This is a genomic window from Rhizobium sp. Leaf453 (assembly GCF_001425605.1).
In the GTDB taxonomy this organism is placed as follows: Bacteria; Pseudomonadota; Alphaproteobacteria; order Rhizobiales; family Rhizobiaceae; genus Pararhizobium.
In genome coordinates this window covers 119,538-136,559 of sequence record NZ_LMRG01000003.1, presented here as the reverse complement: position 1 = coordinate 136,559, position 17,022 = coordinate 119,538, and the positions used below count along the sequence as shown (strand labels likewise).

15 protein-coding genes are annotated in these 17,022 nt (G+C 62.5%); 13 read left to right on the top strand and 2 right to left on the bottom strand.

Annotation, left to right across the window (positions count from 1 at the left end):
* Positions 1 to 45 precede the first annotated feature (45 nt).
* From zapE to ASG68_RS06210, 13 genes are all read left to right on the top strand, one after another.
* Complete coding sequence (gene zapE, locus ASG68_RS06270; RefSeq protein WP_082478564.1) at positions 46 to 1,200, top strand: cell division protein ZapE; 1,155 nt, start codon at positions 46 to 48, stop codon at positions 1,198 to 1,200.
* 197 nt (positions 1,201 to 1,397) lie between these two features.
* The gene (gene mdh, locus ASG68_RS06265) at positions 1,398 to 2,360 is read left to right on the top strand and encodes a malate dehydrogenase (RefSeq protein ID WP_060502748.1); all 963 of its coding nucleotides are present in this window, start codon (positions 1,398 to 1,400) and stop codon (positions 2,358 to 2,360) included.
* A 30-nt stretch (positions 2,361 to 2,390) separates the two neighbouring features.
* Positions 2,391 to 3,584 carry an ADP-forming succinate--CoA ligase subunit beta gene (gene sucC / locus ASG68_RS06260; protein WP_062577665.1) on the top strand — a complete coding sequence of 398 codons (1,194 nt, stop codon included), beginning with the start codon at positions 2,391 to 2,393 and terminating at the stop codon, positions 3,582 to 3,584.
* Positions 3,585 to 3,600: 16 nt separating this feature from the next.
* Positions 3,601 to 4,503 carry a succinate--CoA ligase subunit alpha gene (gene sucD / locus ASG68_RS06255; RefSeq protein WP_062577664.1) on the top strand — a complete coding sequence of 301 codons (903 nt, stop codon included), beginning with the start codon at positions 3,601 to 3,603 and terminating at the stop codon, positions 4,501 to 4,503.
* A 158-nt stretch (positions 4,504 to 4,661) separates the two neighbouring features.
* Positions 4,662 to 7,658, top strand: coding sequence for a 2-oxoglutarate dehydrogenase E1 component (locus tag ASG68_RS06250; protein ID WP_062577662.1), 2,997 nt, complete (start codon positions 4,662 to 4,664; stop codon positions 7,656 to 7,658).
* 72 nt (positions 7,659 to 7,730) lie between these two features.
* On the top strand, positions 7,731 to 8,969 hold the full coding sequence (gene odhB, locus ASG68_RS06245; protein WP_062577660.1) for a 2-oxoglutarate dehydrogenase complex dihydrolipoyllysine-residue succinyltransferase: 1,239 nt from the start codon (positions 7,731 to 7,733) through the stop codon (positions 8,967 to 8,969).
* 212 nt (positions 8,970 to 9,181) lie between these two features.
* The gene (locus ASG68_RS06240; protein ID WP_062603957.1) at positions 9,182 to 9,595 is read left to right on the top strand and encodes an MAPEG family protein; all 414 of its coding nucleotides are present in this window, start codon (positions 9,182 to 9,184) and stop codon (positions 9,593 to 9,595) included.
* A 26-nt stretch (positions 9,596 to 9,621) separates the two neighbouring features.
* Positions 9,622 to 10,263 (top strand): LysE family transporter, encoded by a 642-nt coding sequence (locus ASG68_RS06235; RefSeq protein ID WP_062577656.1) that lies wholly within the window; start codon positions 9,622 to 9,624, stop codon positions 10,261 to 10,263.
* 2 nt (positions 10,264 to 10,265) lie between these two features.
* The gene (locus ASG68_RS06230) at positions 10,266 to 10,760 is read left to right on the top strand and encodes a hypothetical protein (protein WP_062577654.1); all 495 of its coding nucleotides are present in this window, start codon (positions 10,266 to 10,268) and stop codon (positions 10,758 to 10,760) included.
* A complete protein-coding gene (locus ASG68_RS06225; RefSeq protein WP_062577652.1) occupies positions 10,757 to 11,515 on the top strand; it encodes an SDR family oxidoreductase in 759 nt (252 codons plus the stop codon). The genes ASG68_RS06230 and ASG68_RS06225 overlap by 4 nt, the downstream gene beginning before the upstream one ends.
* 23 nt (positions 11,516 to 11,538) lie before the next feature.
* The gene (gene lpdA / locus ASG68_RS06220; protein ID WP_062577650.1) at positions 11,539 to 12,942 is read left to right on the top strand and encodes a dihydrolipoyl dehydrogenase; all 1,404 of its coding nucleotides are present in this window, start codon (positions 11,539 to 11,541) and stop codon (positions 12,940 to 12,942) included.
* Between the two features lie 86 nt (positions 12,943 to 13,028).
* On the top strand, positions 13,029 to 13,520 hold the full coding sequence (locus ASG68_RS06215; RefSeq protein WP_062577648.1) for a DUF2867 domain-containing protein: 492 nt from the start codon (positions 13,029 to 13,031) through the stop codon (positions 13,518 to 13,520).
* Between the two features lie 122 nt (positions 13,521 to 13,642).
* Positions 13,643 to 14,911 (top strand): CHASE3 domain-containing protein, encoded by a 1,269-nt coding sequence (locus ASG68_RS06210; RefSeq protein WP_062577646.1) that lies wholly within the window; start codon positions 13,643 to 13,645, stop codon positions 14,909 to 14,911.
* A 194-nt stretch (positions 14,912 to 15,105) separates the two neighbouring features.
* On the opposite strand, the gene ftsZ is transcribed toward ASG68_RS06210, so the two are convergent.
* Positions 15,106 to 16,110: a cell division protein FtsZ gene (ftsZ, locus tag ASG68_RS06205; protein WP_062577644.1), complete on the bottom strand. Its 1,005-nt coding sequence runs from the start codon at positions 16,108 to 16,110 to the stop codon at positions 15,106 to 15,108.
* Positions 16,111 to 16,434: 324 nt separating this feature from the next.
* Positions 16,435 to 16,863 (bottom strand): DUF1761 domain-containing protein, encoded by a 429-nt coding sequence (locus ASG68_RS31715; protein ID WP_062577642.1) that lies wholly within the window; start codon positions 16,861 to 16,863, stop codon positions 16,435 to 16,437.
* Positions 16,864 to 17,022 lie beyond the last annotated feature (159 nt).

Sequence of the window (17,022 nt, the reverse complement as noted above, 5' to 3'; positions counted from 1 at the left end):
GGGCTTTTTCTTGCCGTCGTTTCCGACACCAGACCGGTTCAGCGCGTGCCCAATCCCGAAGACAGCATTTCCCGAAAACTCGAAGCCATGATCGCATCCGGCGCGCTGACGCGTGACCCGGCGCAGCTCGGCATTGCCAAACGGCTCGATCATCTGTCGAGCGAACTGGCCGGCAGCCGGGCGCAGCGCAAGTCGAATGCGCTCGGATGGCTGTTTGCTTCGCGCAAGAACGATCATCCGCCGCTGAAGGGGCTCTATCTCTACGGTGGTGTCGGGCGCGGCAAGACCATGCTGATGGACCTGTTTTTCGAGACGGTGCCGATCCAGCGCAAGCGGCGGGCGCATTTCCATGAATTCATGGCTGATGTGCACGAGCGCATCTTCAAGCATAGGCAGAAGCTGAAGAACGGCGAGACGCGCCAAGCGGACCCGATGCCGCCGGTGGCCTCGGAGATCTTCGCCGAAGCCCGGCTGCTCTGCTTCGACGAGTTCTCGGTCACCGACATCGCCGATGCGATGATCCTGTCGCGGCTGTTCAGCGAACTGTTCGCCAAGGGCTGCGTTCTGGTCGCGACATCGAATGTCGAGCCGGTCAATCTGTACCGCGAAGGCCTGAACCGCGATCTCTTCCTGCCGTTTATCGATCTCTTGAGGCGGTATGCCGATATCGTGCCGCTCGATGCCGGCACGGATTACCGGCTGGCCAAGACCGATGGGCTGCCGGTCTGGTCGTCGCCGCTCGGACCTCAGGCCGACGCGGAGTTGGACAAGGCCTGGACGCTGGCGACGGCGGGACATTCTGTCCGCCCCGCCGAGGTTGCGTTCAAGGGGCGCAAGATCGTCGTGCCACAGTCAGCCGGCGAATGCGCGCGGTTCTCGTTTGCCGATCTTTGTGAGAGGCCGCTGGGGGCGGCGGATTATCTCGCCATCCTCTCGCATTATCGCACGCTCTTCGTCGAAAACATCCCGCATATGAGCCCGGAACGCCGCAACGAGACCAAGCGGTTCATCATGCTGGTGGACACGATCTACGACCACGGCGCCCGGCTTTTCGCTTCCGCCGCAGCCGCGCCAATCGACCTTCTGACGGCCAAGAGCGGCACGGAGGGCTTCGAGTTCGACAGGACGGTTTCACGGCTGATCGAGATCCAGAGCGAGGAATATGCCCGCGCTCATCGGGAAAATTCTGCTGTTTCGTGACATGATGACGACATAATTTCTTACGTTTACGTAAGAAATTTATGATCTAACCGATTGAAAACGTTCCACTCAAAACTAGTTATTGATATTTTAGATTTTGAAGGTTAATTCCTTGCGCCGAAAGGTTTGCCACGGTGGGCGCTTGGAGGCGCCGCGTTCAGGCCTTGTCAGATTTGGATCCTAAAGGAAGCACTTTCATGGCTCGCAACAAGATCGCACTCATTGGTTCTGGTATGATTGGTGGCACGCTGGCGCATCTCGCCGGCCTGAAGGAACTCGGCGACATCGTCCTGTTCGACATCGCCGACGGCATTCCGCAGGGCAAGGGTCTCGATATCGCCCAGTCCTCGCCCGTCGAAGGCTTCAATGCCAATCTGACCGGCGCCAGCGACTATTCCGCCATCGAAGGTGCGGATGTCTGCATCGTCACCGCCGGTGTTGCCCGCAAGCCGGGCATGAGCCGCGACGACCTGCTGGGCATCAACCTCAAGGTCATGGAACAGGTCGGCGCCGGCATCAAGAAATATGCCCCGAACGCCTTCGTCATCTGCATCACCAACCCGCTCGACGCGATGGTCTGGGCACTGCAGAAGTTCTCCGGCCTTCCGAAGAACATGGTCGTCGGCATGGCCGGCGTTCTTGACTCGTCGCGTTTCCGCCTGTTCCTGTCCCAGGAATTCAACGTTTCCGTCCAGGACGTCACCGCTTTCGTTCTCGGCGGCCATGGCGACACGATGGTGCCGCTCGCCCGCTACTCGACCGTTGGCGGCATTCCGCTGACCGATTTGGTCAAGATGGGCTGGGTCACCAAGGAGCGTCTCGAAGAAATCATCCAGCGCACCCGTGATGGCGGCGCCGAGATCGTCGGCCTGCTCAAGACCGGTTCTGCCTACTACGCTCCGGCCGCTTCGGCGATCGAAATGGCTGAATCCTTCCTCAAGGACAAGAAGCGCGTTCTGCCGGTCGCCGCTCACCTGACCGGCCAGTATGGCGTCAAGGACATGTATGTCGGCGTGCCGACGATCATCGGTGCCGGCGGTGTCGAGCGCATCATCGAAGTCGAATTCAACAAGGCTGAACAGGAAGCCTTCGACAAGTCTGTGGCAGCCGTTGCCGGCCTGTGCGAAGCCTGCGTCGCCATCGCTCCGAGCCTGAAGTAATCACCTCCGGCCTCAATCAGGATTATCTCCATGAACATTCATGAATATCAGGCCAAGGCTCTGTTGAAGACCTTTGGTGCTCCGGTGGCAGAAGGTGTCGCCATCTTCTCGGCGGAAGAAGCTGAAGCGGCTGCAAAGTCGCTTCCCGGCCCGCTTTACGTCGTGAAGAGCCAGATCCATGCTGGCGGCCGCGGCAAGGGCAAGTTCAAGGAACTCGGCCCGGATGCCAAGGGCGGCGTTCGCCTGGCTTTCTCGATCGAGGAAGCCAAGAAGCATGCTGCCGAAATGCTCGGCAACACGTTGGTAACCGCCCAGACCGGCGAAGCCGGCAAGCAGGTCAACCGCCTCTACATCGAGGATGGCGCCGATATCGACCGCGAACTCTATTGCTCGCTGCTGGTCGATCGCTCCGTCGGCCAGGTCGCTTTCGTCATCTCGACCGAAGGCGGCATGGACATCGAGGCTGTCGCCCATGACACGCCGGAAAAGATCCACACCATCGCCATCAACCCGGAAACGGGCGTGACGGATGCGGACGTTGTCGCGATCAGCAAGGCGCTCGAACTTTCGGGTGCGGCCGCCGAAGACGCCAAGTCGCTCTTCCCGCTGCTCTACAAGGCCTTCAACGACAAGGACATGTCGCTGCTCGAGGTCAACCCGCTGATCGTCATGAAGAACGGCCATCTGCGCGTTCTCGACGCCAAGATGTCCTTCGACGGCAATGCGATCTTCCGTCACGACGACGTCAAGGCGCTGCGCGACGAGACCGAGGAAGACGCCAAGGAAATCGAAGCCTCCAAGTGGGACCTCGCCTACGTTGCCCTCGACGGCAATATCGGCTGCATGGTCAACGGCGCCGGTCTCGCCATGGCGACGATGGACATCATCAAGCTTTACGGCAAGGAGCCGGCAAACTTCTGCGACGTCGGCGGTGGCGCCGGCAAGGAGAAGGTGGCTGCTGCCTTCAAGATCATCACCGCTGACCCGAAGGTCGAGGGCATCCTCGTCAACATCTTCGGCGGCATCATGAAGTGCGACGTCATCGCCGAAGGCGTTGTCGCTGCCGTTCAGGAAGTCGGCCTCAAGGTTCCGTTGGTCGTTCGTCTCGAAGGCACGAATGTCGAGCTTGGCAAGAAAATCCTCAACGATTCGGGCCTGGCCATCACCGCCGCCGACGATCTCGATGACGCGGCGAAGAAGATCGTCGCTGCGATCAACGCCTAATCTGGGGACCTGATAGATGTCTATTCTCGTAAACAAGAATACCAAGGTCCTGGTTCAGGGCCTGACCGGCAAGACCGGTACGTTCCACACCGAACAGGCGCTCGCCTACTACGGCACGCAGATGGTCGGCGGTATCCATCCGAAAAAGGGGGGCGAAACCTGGACCGGTTCGAAAGGCGAAAGCCTGCCGATCTTCGCCTCCGTCGCCGAAGCCAAGGAGCGCACCGGCGCCGATGCCTCCGTGATCTACGTTCCGCCGGCTGGTGCCGCCGATGCGATCATCGAGGCGATCGACGCGGAAATCCCGTTCATCACCTGCATCACCGAGGGTATCCCGGTCATGGACATGGTCCGTGTCAAGGCCCGCCTCGACAAGTCGAAGTCGCGACTGCTCGGCCCGAACTGCCCGGGCATCCTGACGCCGGAAGAATGCAAGATCGGCATCATGCCGGGCTCGATCTTCCGCAAGGGTTCGGTCGGCATCGTCTCGCGCTCCGGCACGCTGACCTATGAAGCCGTGTTCCAGACCTCGAACGAAGGCCTCGGCCAGACGACGGCTGTCGGCATCGGCGGCGACCCGGTCAAGGGCACCGAGTTCATCGACGTGCTCGAAATGTTCCTGGCCGACGAAGCCACGACCTCGATCATCATGATCGGCGAAATCGGCGGCTCGGCCGAAGAAGATGCAGCCCAGTTCCTCATCGACGAAGCCAAGAAGGGCCGCAAGAAGCCGATGGCCGGCTTCATCGCGGGTCGTACCGCACCAAAGGGCCGCACCATGGGCCACGCCGGCGCTGTCGTTTCCGGCGGCAAGGGCGACGCGGAATCCAAGATTGCCGCCATGGAAGCAGCCGGCATCAAGGTTTCGCCCTCGCCGGCGCGCCTTGGCAAGACACTGGTCGAAGTCCTCAAGGGCTGAGACACCGAGACTTGATCTGGCGGGCTATTGCAGCCCGCCAGATCACCTCCATCTACGGGATGGTTCGGCGTTTCGAACGCCACAGATAAAGGTCGACCGGGACCGAAGCCGGCAGAGTTAACAAGTCAGGAGGCGGACGGACAGGTCCGCAAAACACCATGGCAAGGCAAGAAGCCAACGAGCAATTCCAGCTGACATCGTTCCTCGACGGTGCCAATGCGGGCTATATCGACCAGCTCTATGCGCGATACGAAAACGATCCGTCATCGGTCTCCGGCGAGTGGCAGTCGTTCTTCAAGGCGCTGCAGGATTCGCCAGACGACGTGATCCGCGCCGCCAAGGGTGCTTCCTGGAAGAAGCCGAACTGGCCGATCCCCGCCAGCGGCGACCTCGTCTCGGCGCTGGATGGCGACTGGGGCACGGTCGAGAAGGTCATCGAAAAGAAGGTGCAGGCCAAGGCCGAGGAAAAGGCCGCCGCGACCGGCGTTGCCGCCACGCCGGCCGACGTTCACCAGGCGACCCGCGACAGCGTGCGCGCCATCATGCTGATCCGCGCTTACCGCGCCCGCGGTCACCTGCATGCCAAGCTCGACCCGCTGGCGATTGCCGCGCCGGTCGAGGACTATCACGAGCTGTCGCCGTCCAACTACGGTTTCAGCGACGCTGATCTCGATCGCAAGATCTTCCTCGACAACGTGCTCGGGCTTGAAGAAGCAACACTGCGCGAGATCGTCGAAATCCTCGAACGCACCTACTGTTCCACGCTCGGCGTCGAGTTCATGCATATCTCCGATCCGGAGATCAAGGGCTGGATCCAGGAGCGCATCGAAGGCGCCGACAAGGGCATCGACTTCACGCCCGAAGGCAAGAAGGCGATCCTGCAGAAGCTGATCGAGGCCGAGGGCTTCGAGCAGTTCATCGACGTCAAGTACAAGGGCACCAAGCGTTTCGGCCTCGATGGCGGTGAATCGCTGATTCCGGCGCTGGAGCAGATCATCAAGCGCGGCGGCCAGGAAGGCCTCAAGGAAATCATCCTCGGCATGGCCCATCGCGGCCGTCTGAACGTCCTGACCAACGTCATGGGCAAGCCGCACCGTGCCGTCTTCCACGAGTTCAAGGGCGGCTCCTACGCGCCTGACGATGTCGAAGGCTCGGGCGACGTGAAGTACCATCTGGGCGCTTCCTCCGACCGCGAATTCGACGGGAACAAGGTGCACCTGTCGCTGACGGCGAACCCCTCGCATCTCGAGATCGTCAATCCGGTCGTCATGGGCAAGGCTCGCGCCAAGCAGGACCAGATGGCCAAGGTGTTCGAAGGCGACATCATCCCGCTGTCGGAACGGGCGCAGGTCATGCCGCTGCTGCTGCACGGCGATGCCGCTTTCGCGGGCCAGGGCGTCACGGCTGAAATCCTCGGCCTGTCCGGCCTGCGCGGCCATCGTGTCGCCGGCACCGTGCATTTCATCATCAACAACCAGATCGGCTTCACCACCAATCCGGCCTTCTCGCGTTCGTCGCCCTATCCGTCCGACGTCGCCAAGATGATCGAAGCGCCGATCTTCCACGTCAACGGCGACGATCCGGAAGCGGTCACTTACGCCGCCAAGATCGCCACCGAATTCCGGATGAAGTTCCACAAGCCGGTCGTGGTCGACATGTTCTGCTACCGCCGCTTCGGTCATAACGAAGGTGACGAGCCGTCGTTCACCCAGCCGAAGATGTACAAGGTTATCCGCGCCCACAAGCCGGTCGTCCAGATCTATGGCGAGCGCCTGATCGGCGAAGGCGTCATCAGCGAAGGCGAACTGGAAAAGATGCGGGCCGACTGGCGCGCCCATCTGGAACAGGAATTCGAGGCTGGCCAGTCCTACAAGCCGAACAAGGCCGACTGGCTCGATGGAGCCTGGTCGGGCCTGCGTGCCGCCGACAACCAGGACGAACAGCGTCGTGGCAAGACCGGCGTGCCGATGAAGGCGCTGAAGGAAATCGGCCGCAAGCTGTCGGAAGTTCCCGCCGGCTTCAACGTCCACAAGACGATCCAGCGCTTCATGGACGGCCGTGCCAACATGGTCTCCACCGGCGAAGGCATCGACTGGGCCATGGCCGAGGCGCTCGCTTTCGGTTCGCTGGCGACGGAAGGCACCAAGATCCGCCTGTCCGGCCAGGATTGCGAACGCGGCACCTTCTCGCAGCGTCATTCGGTTCTCTACGATCAGGAAACCGAAGAGCGCTACATTCCGCTCGCCAACCTGTCGCCGACCCAGGCCCGCTACGAGGTCATCAACTCGATGCTCTCGGAAGAGGCTGTCCTCGGCTTCGAATACGGCTATTCGCTGGCCCGTCCGAACGCGCTGACCCTCTGGGAAGCCCAGTTCGGCGATTTCGCCAACGGTGCGCAGGTCGTGTTCGACCAGTTCATCTCGTCGGGCGAACGCAAGTGGCTGCGCATGTCGGGCCTCGTCTGCCTCCTGCCGCATGGCTACGAAGGCCAGGGTCCGGAGCACTCGTCCGCCCGTCTCGAGCGTTGGCTGCAGATGTGCGCCGAAGACAACATGCAGGTCGCCAACGTCACGACGCCGTCGAACTACTTCCACATCCTGCGCCGCCAGATGAAGCGCGACTTCCGCAAGCCGCTGATCATGATGACGCCGAAGTCGCTGCTGCGCCACAAGCGCGCCGTGTCTTCGCTGTCGGAAATGGCCGGCGACACGTCCTTCCATCGCCTGCTCTGGGACGATGCGGAAGTGATCAAGGATGGTCCGATCAAGCTACAGAAGGACGCCAAGATCCGTCGCGTCGTGCTCTGCACCGGCAAGGTCTATTACGACCTCTTGGAAGAGCGCGAAAAGCGCGGCATTGACGATGTCTATCTGCTGCGCGTCGAACAGCTCTATCCGTTCCCGGCCAAGGCGCTGATCAACGAACTCTCGCGCTTCCGCAACGCGGAAATGGTCTGGTGCCAGGAAGAGCCGAAGAACATGGGCGCCTGGTCGTTCATCGACCCCTATCTGGAATGGGTGCTCGCCCATATCGACGCCAAGTACCAGCGCGTTCGCTACACCGGCCGTCCGGCTGCCGCTTCCCCGGCAACGGGCCTGATGTCGAAGCATCTGGCGCAGCTCGCGGCCTTCCTCGAAGACGCGCTCGGCGGCTGACGATCGGGAGGCCGCAGGGCCTCCCTTTCTCCCCATTAGAAACAGACACCCGATCAACGGACGATAAATATCATGGCCACAGAAATCCGCGTTCCCACTCTGGGCGAATCCGTCAGCGAAGCCACCGTCGGTACCTGGTTCAAGAAGGTTGGCGACACCGTCAAAGCCGATGAACCGCTGCTCGAACTCGAAACCGACAAGGTGACCATCGAGGTTCCCGCGCCCGCTGCCGGCGTTCTCACCGAGATCGTCGCCGCCGCCGGCGAGACCGTCGGTCTCGGCGCGCTGCTCGGTCAGGTCGATGCCGCCGGTGCAGGAACCGCCGCTGCGGCGCCCGTTGCCGCTGAAAAGAAGGTCGCCGCTCCGGCTGCGGGAGCCCCTGCGGCCCCGGCCGCCGCCGCTCCCGTTGCGTCGGCCATGCCGGCCGCTCCGGCTGCCGCCAAGATGCTGGCTGAAAACAACCTTTCGGCCGATCAGGTCGATGGTTCCGGAAAGCGTGGCCAGGTGCTGAAGGGTGATGTGATCGCCGCCGTTGCCAAGGGCATTTCGGCGCCTGCGGCTTCCGAGCCGGTCAAGGCCGTCACCCGCGGCCCGTCCTCGGCCGAGGATGCACCACGCGAAGAGCGCGTCAAGATGACCCGCCTGCGCCAGACCATTGCCCGGCGCCTGAAGGATGCGCAGAACACCGCTGCCATGCTCACCACCTATAACGAGGTGGACATGAGCGCGGTGATGAGCCTGCGCACCAAGTACAAGGACATTTTCGAGAAGAAGCACGGCGTCAAGCTCGGCTTCATGGGCTTCTTCACCAAGGCCGTGACCCACGCGCTGAAGGAAATCCCCTCGGTCAACGCCGAGATCGACGGCACCGACATCATCTACAAGAACTTCTGCCATATCGGCATGGCCGTCGGCACCGACAAGGGCCTCGTCGTTCCCGTCATCCGCGATGCCGACGAGATGTCGATCGCCGGTGTCGAGAAGGAACTCGGCCGTCTCGCCAAGCTCGCCCGTGACGGAGCACTCGGCATGGGCGACATGCAGGGCGGCACCTTCACGATCACCAATGGCGGTGTGTACGGTTCGCTGATGTCCTCGCCGATCCTCAACGCGCCGCAGTCGGGCATTCTCGGCATGCACAAGATCCAGGATCGCCCGGTCGTCGTCGGCGGCCAGATCGTCATCCGTCCGATGATGTATCTCGCGCTCTCCTACGATCACCGCATCGTCGACGGCAAGGAAGCGGTCACCTTCCTCGTTCGCGTCAAGGAAAGCCTGGAAGATCCGGAACGTCTGGTTCTCGATCTGTAATCTGAGCTGAGCAGCCTCGGGGTTAATGCCCCTCATCCGGCCTGTCGGCCACCTTCTCCCCGCTTTCGCAGGGAGAAGGGACAAGCGGCAAACTCTATCGTCCCCTCGCCCCGCGTGCGGGGAGAGGGCTAGGGTGAGGGGCAATCTCGCAACGCGAAGTTGGCTCTTGATCTGAGATAGCCGACGCTGAATCTCACAGGGAATTGTCTTCAATGGACGCAGCAACTCTCGCCGTATCGCCGTTTGTCATGCTGGTCGCCTGGAGCGTGGTGCTGCTGGCCGTCCATATCGGCCTCCAGAGCATTCCCGCGACGCTGGAACTCGGATCGGCCTGGAATGCCGGCCCGCGCGATGAGCAGAAGAAGCCGGCCGGCGTCTTTGCCGGCCGCGCCGATCGCGCCTTTGCCAATTTCCGCGAAACCTATCCCGCCTTTATCGGCCTGGCGCTATCGCTCGCCATCGTCGGCGATCTCACCGGTTGGGGGCTGACCGGCGCGTGGATGTGGCTGGTCTGCCGGATCGTCTATATTCCGCTTTATCTCGCGGGCATTCCATATGTTCGCTCGCTGGTCTGGCTCGGCTCGCTCGCCGGCTTGCTCGTCATGACGGCTGTGCTTATCTTCTGACGGATATCGAAACCGGAGAGACTACCGTGCATCCCTACCTCATCGAACTTGCCGCGCTGATGGCGATCTTTGCCTTCGCCATCGTCTCGCCGGGTGCCGATCTCGCCATGGTCATGCGCCAGTCGCTGATGAACGGCCGTCGCGCCGCCATCATCACCTCGTTCGGCGTCGGCACATCGCTGATGTTCCACGTCACCTACACGATCCTCGGCCTCGGGCTGATCATCTCGCAGTCGATCTACCTGTTCAACATCGTCAAGTGGTGCGGTGTCGCCTACCTTCTCTATATCGGCATCAAGGCGCTACGCGCCGGCAAGACCGACATGACGGCCGCGACCGCCGGTGCCGAAGCGAGCGACAGGCGCCAGTCTGGCCTCAAGGCTTTCGGTCTGGGCTTTGCGGCCAATGCGCTCAATCCGAAGCCGGTCTTCTTTTTCCTGTCGATTTTCTCGACGGTGGTCAGTGCCCATACGCCGATCATGATCAAGTTCGGCTATGGCCTCATCATGGCAAGCTGCCTGATCGCCTGGTTCGTCGGCGTCAGCCTGTTCATGACGACGCCGAAGATGCGTGCCGCTTTCTCCCGCGCCAGCCAGTGGATCGACCGCGCCAGCGGCCTCGTCTTCATCGCCCTCGGCCTCAAGCTCGCCACAGAGAAGGCTGCCTGATCATGTCGCCCGCCGGTTCCGCATCGCTTCTCGTTGCCCTGCTGGCGGTTTCGCCCACCATGGCCGCGGATTGCCTGCAGGAGCGGGCAATCTATGGTGATGCGGCCGGTGCCTATGAATTGCGTTTCGAGCCGGTGGGGTCGGAGAGCGCTGCCACCAGCAACCATTTCAAGGTTGCAGTCTCCAAGACCGATCTCGTGCTCGACGGCATCGTCATGCAAGCCGGCGAGCCGGTTCGGGCCAATGGCATGATCATGAACAACTGCCCGGAAGGCGACATTACCGGCGATGACATCGCCGCCTGCACGGTTTGGGAAGGTGTCATCTATTCGGTCGGAAACGACGGCACGGTCGGGTCCCTGCCGCCGGAGGGTGTGAATGCGGTGGCGCAACTGCTGCTGCCCGATTTCGGACCCGCCATTCGCAACTCGTCCATCTGGGGCAAGGCAACCGTCGCGCCCTGGGATGTGCTGACCTTCAAGGGGTGTGCGTCATGACATCAAGCGATCTTCCCGTTCTGCTCGTCACCGGCGGTAGCCGTGGCATTGGTGCGGCGGTCTGCCAGTCGGCGGCGGCGCAAGGCTGGGCCGTCGTCGTCAACTATGCCTCCAACCGCCCGGCGGCGGATGCGGTCGTGACCGCCATCACAAAGGCCGGCGGCACGGCCGTTGCCGTCGAGGGTGACGTCGGCAGCGAGACGGGGATCGACGCGATCTTTGCCGCGATCGACAAGACGTTCGGCCGGCTCGACGGCCTCGTCAACAATGCCGGCATCGTCGGCATGCCAGCCCGGATCGATGAAATCACACCGGAACGGCTGGAGCGCATGCTGCGCGTCAACGTCACCGGCTCGATCCTCTGCGCGGCGGCGGCGGTGCGGCGCATGTCTGTGCGCCACGGCGGCAAGGGCGGCGTCATCGTCAATCTGTCTTCCATGGCCGCCGTTCTCGGTTCGGCCGGGCAATATGTCGATTATGCCGCCTCGAAGGGCGCGATCGACAGCTTCACCATCGGGCTTTCGCGCGAGGTTGCCGACGACGGCATCCGCGTCAACGCGGTTCGGCCTGGTGTCATCGATACCGATATCCACGCATCCGGCGGTCTTCCCGACCGCGCGCGGGAAATGTCGCCGACCATTCCGTTGAAACGGCCGGGCACCGCGCAAGAGGTTGCCGACGCCATTGTCTACCTGCTTTCCCCTTCGTCGTCCTATGTCACGGGCGCCATACTCAACGTCAGCGGCGGACGATAGCCGCTCTCAGGAAGGACCTTTCCATGTCTTATGATCTCATCGTTATCGGCACCGGCCCCGGCGGTTATGTCTGCGCCATCAAGGCGGCCCAGCTCGGCCTCAAGGTCGGTGTCATCGAGAAGCGCGCCACCTATGGCGGCACCTGCCTCAATGTCGGCTGCATTCCGTCCAAGGCCCTGCTGCACGCCTCCGAAGTGTTTCACCAGACCGCCCATGGCATCGACGCGCTCGGCGTCGAGGTGGCCGCGCCGACGTTGAACCTGTCCAAAATGATGGCGCACAAGGATGCGACGGTGAAGTCGAACGTCGATGGCGTCGCCTTCCTGTTCAAGAAGAACAAGATCGATGCTTTCCAGGGCACCGGCAAGGTGCTCGGCGCCGGCAAGGTCTCCGTCACCAATGACAAGGGCGAGGAACAGGTTCTCGAAACGAAGAACATCGTCATCGCCACCGGTTCAGACGTTGCCGGCATTCCGGGTGTTCAGGTCGAGATCGACGAGACGGTCATCGTCTCCTCCACCGGCGGGATCGCGCTGGAAAAGGTCCCGGCCAACATGGTCGTCGTCGGCGGCGGCGTCATCGGCCTCGAACTCGGTTCGGTCTGGTCGCGTCTCGGCGCCAAGGTCACCGTCGTCGAATATCTCGACACGATCCTCGGCGGCATGGACGGCGAAGTCTCCAAGCAGTTCCAGCGCATGCTGGCCAAGCAGGACATCGATTTCAAGCTCGGTGCCAAGGTGACGGGCGTCGAAAAGTCCGGCGCAGGCGCCAAGGTGACCTTCGAGCCCGTCAAGGGCGGCGATGCGCAGACGCTCGATGCCGATGTCGTGCTGATCGCCACCGGCCGGCGTCCCTATACTACCGGTCTCGGTCTTGAAGAGGCCGGCATCAAGCTGGAGCGCGGCCGTGTCGAGATCGACAATCACTTCCAGACCAGCGTTGCCGGCATCTACGCCATCGGCGACGTCGTGCGCGGCCCGATGCTCGCCCACAAGGCGGAAGATGAGGGCGTCGCCGTCGCCGAGATCATTGCCGGCCAGGCCGGTCATGTGAACTATGACGTTATCCCGGGTGTGGTTTACACCCAGCCGGAAGTCGCCTCCGTCGGCAAGACCGAGGAAGAGCTGAAGGCGGCAGGCATTGCCTACAAGGTCGGCAAGTTCCCGTTCACCGCCAATGGCCGCGCCCGCGCCATGCTGGCCACCGACGGTTTCGTCAAGATTCTCGCCGACAAGGAAACCGACCGCGTTCTCGGCGGCCACATCATCGGCTTCGGCGCCGGCGAGATGATCCACGAAATCGCCGTCCTGATGGAATTCGGCGGCTCGTCCGAAGACCTCGGCCGCACCTGCCACGCCCACCCGACCATGTCGGAAGCCGTCAAAGAAGCAGCGCTGGCAACCTTCGCCAAGCCGATCCATATGTGACAATACATGCAGGGGGCCGTGACAATCGGCCCCTTTGCGGCGTTTCGGCGGGCGCTTTAGGATTGCTTGATCCAACGGAGCCCGCCATGCCCCAGCGCACCCATTCAGTTCCCGTTACCCTACCGCATCCGGCCCTGCCGCTTGCCGATTGGGCGGATTGTTACGAGCGTCTGGTGCCGGGCCAGTCTGCAACGGCGATCTCGTTTGCAAAACGCGGGCTTGGCCGTTTTCCGGGCTGGGTTCGTGCCCTGCTGGCGGTGCGAAACGCCATTGTCAGCCCGTTCGGCCTGAAGGGCTCCGGGGCGGATGGCAAGGCGGAGATGGTCGGCTTCTTTCCGATCGTTTCGCAGACCAGCGAACGGGCAGTGCTCGGTTTCGACGATACGCATCTGGATTTCCGCATCGTCGTCGATGTCAGCCAGGCCGGCGAACTGGCCCAAAGGGTCAGCGTCACGACGCTGGTTCGCCGCAAGATCCTGTTCGGCCGTATCTACATCGCGTTGATTACGCCGTTTCACCGGTTGATCGTCCGCACGATGCTGTCGCGGCTGGCTCGGTCGAAACCGGCTGCCGGCTAATCGCCGATCACCCCAGCTTAGGCCCAGCGCAAACACGCGGAGGCCTCTTGTAAAAGCCGCGTTTCAGCGCCAATCTCCGGCAAACGGCGCGAGGGGTGCCGAGGGTGGAATGGCAGGGACCCGTGGCATCCGATATCAGCGCGCCGAGATCGCAGAAACGCAAGGCATCGACAGTCATTCGAAGAGTCAGCTACGAAGCTCGGCAGAATCTGCGGCTGATCACCGCCGCAACGGTGATCTTCATCGTCCTTTTGCTCGGCGCCTCCTTCTGGGTCTCGAAGAAAGGGCAGGCGGCGGATGAGGCCGTGGCGCATACGGTCCGCAACGAACGGCTGATTTCCGTCGTCCAGTCCCAGTTGCAAGATGCCGAGATCGGCCAGCGTGGTTATCTCCTGACCGGCGATCCCTACTATCTCGAGCCCTATGAAAAGGCTGTGAGTGCTCTCGCGACCAGCGTTGAGACACTCGGCGAAGGTGTTGCCGACAATCGCCGGCAGGATGGAAATATCGCAGTGCTGCGCTCGCTGGCGACCCAGAAACTGTCGGAGCTGCGCCAGACTGTCGAGCGCCGCCGCGCCGGCGACGAGGGCGCGGCCGTGGCGGTGCTTCGCACCGGGCAAGGCAAGGTACTGATGGACGGCGTGCGCGACGTCCTTGAACGGATGCGCGCGGAGGAGGAAAGCCTGATGGCCGTGCGGTCCGATCAGGCCCGTCGCGCCGGTTTCATCCAGGAAATCATGGTCATCGGCCTGGCGCTTCTGGCCGGGCTGATGGGGCTGCTCGCCATGCGCCTGACACTGCGCCGCGCGCGTTCGGCCGAAGCCTCGCGCGATGAGCTGCTGCAGCATCTCGACCGCAAGCTGCTCGCCATCCTCGCCGCCGATATCGTCGGTTACAGCCGGATGATGGAGGAGGACGAAAGCCGGACCCTGTCGCGCCTGAAGGACGTGCGCGACCGGGTCGATCCCATCATTGCCTCCCATAGCGGCACCATCGTCAACACCGCGGGCGACAGCGTGCTCGTCGCCTTTGCCAGCGCATTGTCGGCGATCGATTGCGCCGTCGAGATCCAGGGCGTGATGATCGCCGAGAGCGCCGGCGTACCCGACGACGAGCGCCTTCTGTTCCGCATGGGCATCAATGTCGGCGATGTCATCGTCCAGGATGGCGATATCTTCGGCGATACGGTGAATGTCGCAGCGCGTCTGGAGCCGATGGCCGAGCCCGGCGGCATCTGCATCTCGCGCGGCGTGCGCGACCATATCCGCAAGCAGCGCGACCTGAATTTCGATGACCTGGGTTTCCTCAAGGTCAAGAACATCGCCCATCCGGTCAGCGCGTTTCGAGTTAGGTTCGATCCGGCGGCGGCGGTTGTCGAGGCGGTGGTTTGAGGGTGGATTCCGCGTCCGATTGATCTTTGGACGGCGTGGAGGCTCACCCCCCTCTGTCCCTCCGGGACATCTCCCCCTTGAGGGGGAGATGTCGGCCCCCGGGTCTTGCCTTTGGCAAGCCCGAGGACAGGCTCAGCCGACAGAGGGGGGAACCCCCAAGCTCAAGCAGCAATTGTTCGAAAACGCCGGCCCCGTTACGCCTGCGCCGGCTGCGTGATCCCGCCATCCGCGCCGGGGGCCAGCGCGTCGAGGCCGGTGGCGACGACGGAGACGCGGAAGACACCGTCGAGGTTCTTGTCGAAGATGGCGCCGACGACGATGTCTGCGTCGACATAGACTTCCTCGCGGATGCGGGTTGCCGCCTCGTCCACCTCAAACAGGGTCATGTCCGAGCCGCCGGAGATCGAGATCAGCACGCCCTTGGCGCCCTTCATCGAAACTTCGCTGAGCAGCGGATTGGCGATCGCGGCTTCGGCGGCCTTGGAGGCGCGGCCGTCGCCGGTCGCTTCGCCGGTGCCCATCATCGCCCGGCCCATACCCTTCATCACCGATTTCACGTCGGCGAAGTCGAGGTTGATCAGGCCTTCCTTGACGATCAGGTCGGTGATGCAGCCGACGCCGGAATAGAGCACCCGGTCGGCGATGACGAAGGCATCGGCAAAGGTGGTCTTGGCATCTGCGATGCGGAAGAGGTTCTGATTGGGGATGACGATGACGGTATCGGCGGCTTCGCGAAGGCGCTCGATGCCTTCCTCGGCGGACTGCATGCGGCGCTTGCCTTCGAAGCTGAACGGCTTGGTGACGACTGCGACCGTCAGGATGCCGGCATTGCGGGCGGCCTGCGCGATGACGGGGGCCGCACCGGTGCCGGTGCCACCACCCATGCCGGCGGTGACGAAGCACATATGCGTGCCGCCGAGATGATCCATGATCTCGTCGATCGATTCCTCTGCCGCCGCGCGGCCGACTTCCGGCAGCGAACCGGCGCCGAGCCCCTGTGTGACCTGCGCGCCAAGCTGGATCAGCCGCGTCGCCTTCGACATGGTGAGCGCCTGCGCATCCGTATTGGCGACGACGAATTCAGCACCCTGAAGTCCCTCGGTAATCATGTTGTTGATGGCATTGCCGCCACCGCCGCCAACACCGATAACGGTAATCTTCGGCCTCATTTCCGAGATTTCGGGCTTCTTGAAATTCATGCGTCGTGTTCCTCGGGATCAGGCGGCTGGCTGGCTGGTTGCTTGGGACGAATCAGTATTGCCCAGCAGATTAGGTCAGCAACAAGGCAGAGAGGCGGCGCCTGTGCAAGAGGGAGTGGGAAATATGGGCGCCGGAGCTTGTCCTCACCCTGCAGGCCAGAGCTGTCGCGTAGGGGTAAGGCCCCTCTGGCCTGTCGGCCATTTCGCCCATAAGGGGGATACCCGGCCGCTACCCCCGGTTTTCACAACTCGGGCGGCGCTGCAGGTTGAGCCCTCCCTTGTGGGGAGGGGGCGGGAAAGGGACTTTCCCATATGCGGCAGTTCTCAAAACGGGATCAGGACGATCAGGGTGCATGCGATGACATTGGCGACAAGGAAGTACGGCGCGTTCAACAACCCGTAGAGGATCGGTCGTGGAAATAGCGGGTTGATGGCGATGTTGAAGGTCATCGGCACAAGGAAACCCAAGCCGACCACAAGACCTAGCGCCAGCGCATCGGGAACGGACGTGATGCCGAGTGCACTGACAAGGACCGCGTCGGCAATGACGGTGACGAGCGAGCAGATCATCGGGCCGACGATGAAGATCGCGCCGGAAACCCGTTGCTCCTCTTCCGGCAGGTTTTCGCGCCCGGTGACGTACAGATACTGTTTCGGAAAGAGCACCATGAAATAGGTCGCCCCGAGGACCATGAAGACAAGCGTCCCCGCTGATACAGCGACCCAGTGAATGCCCGCAAACGCCTCGATCATGCTTTTCCCTTTAGATGCTGCTTCGTCGATGAGGTTGGTATAGCCCCGTGCAGCTGACAGTTTGTGGCAGTTGCCTGCCGGCGCACTCTGGCCGGCTTTCTGGACGTCCTCCGTCCTTGGTTTTCCTCGATGGGTCCCTTGCTTCAAGCTGCCAACAAT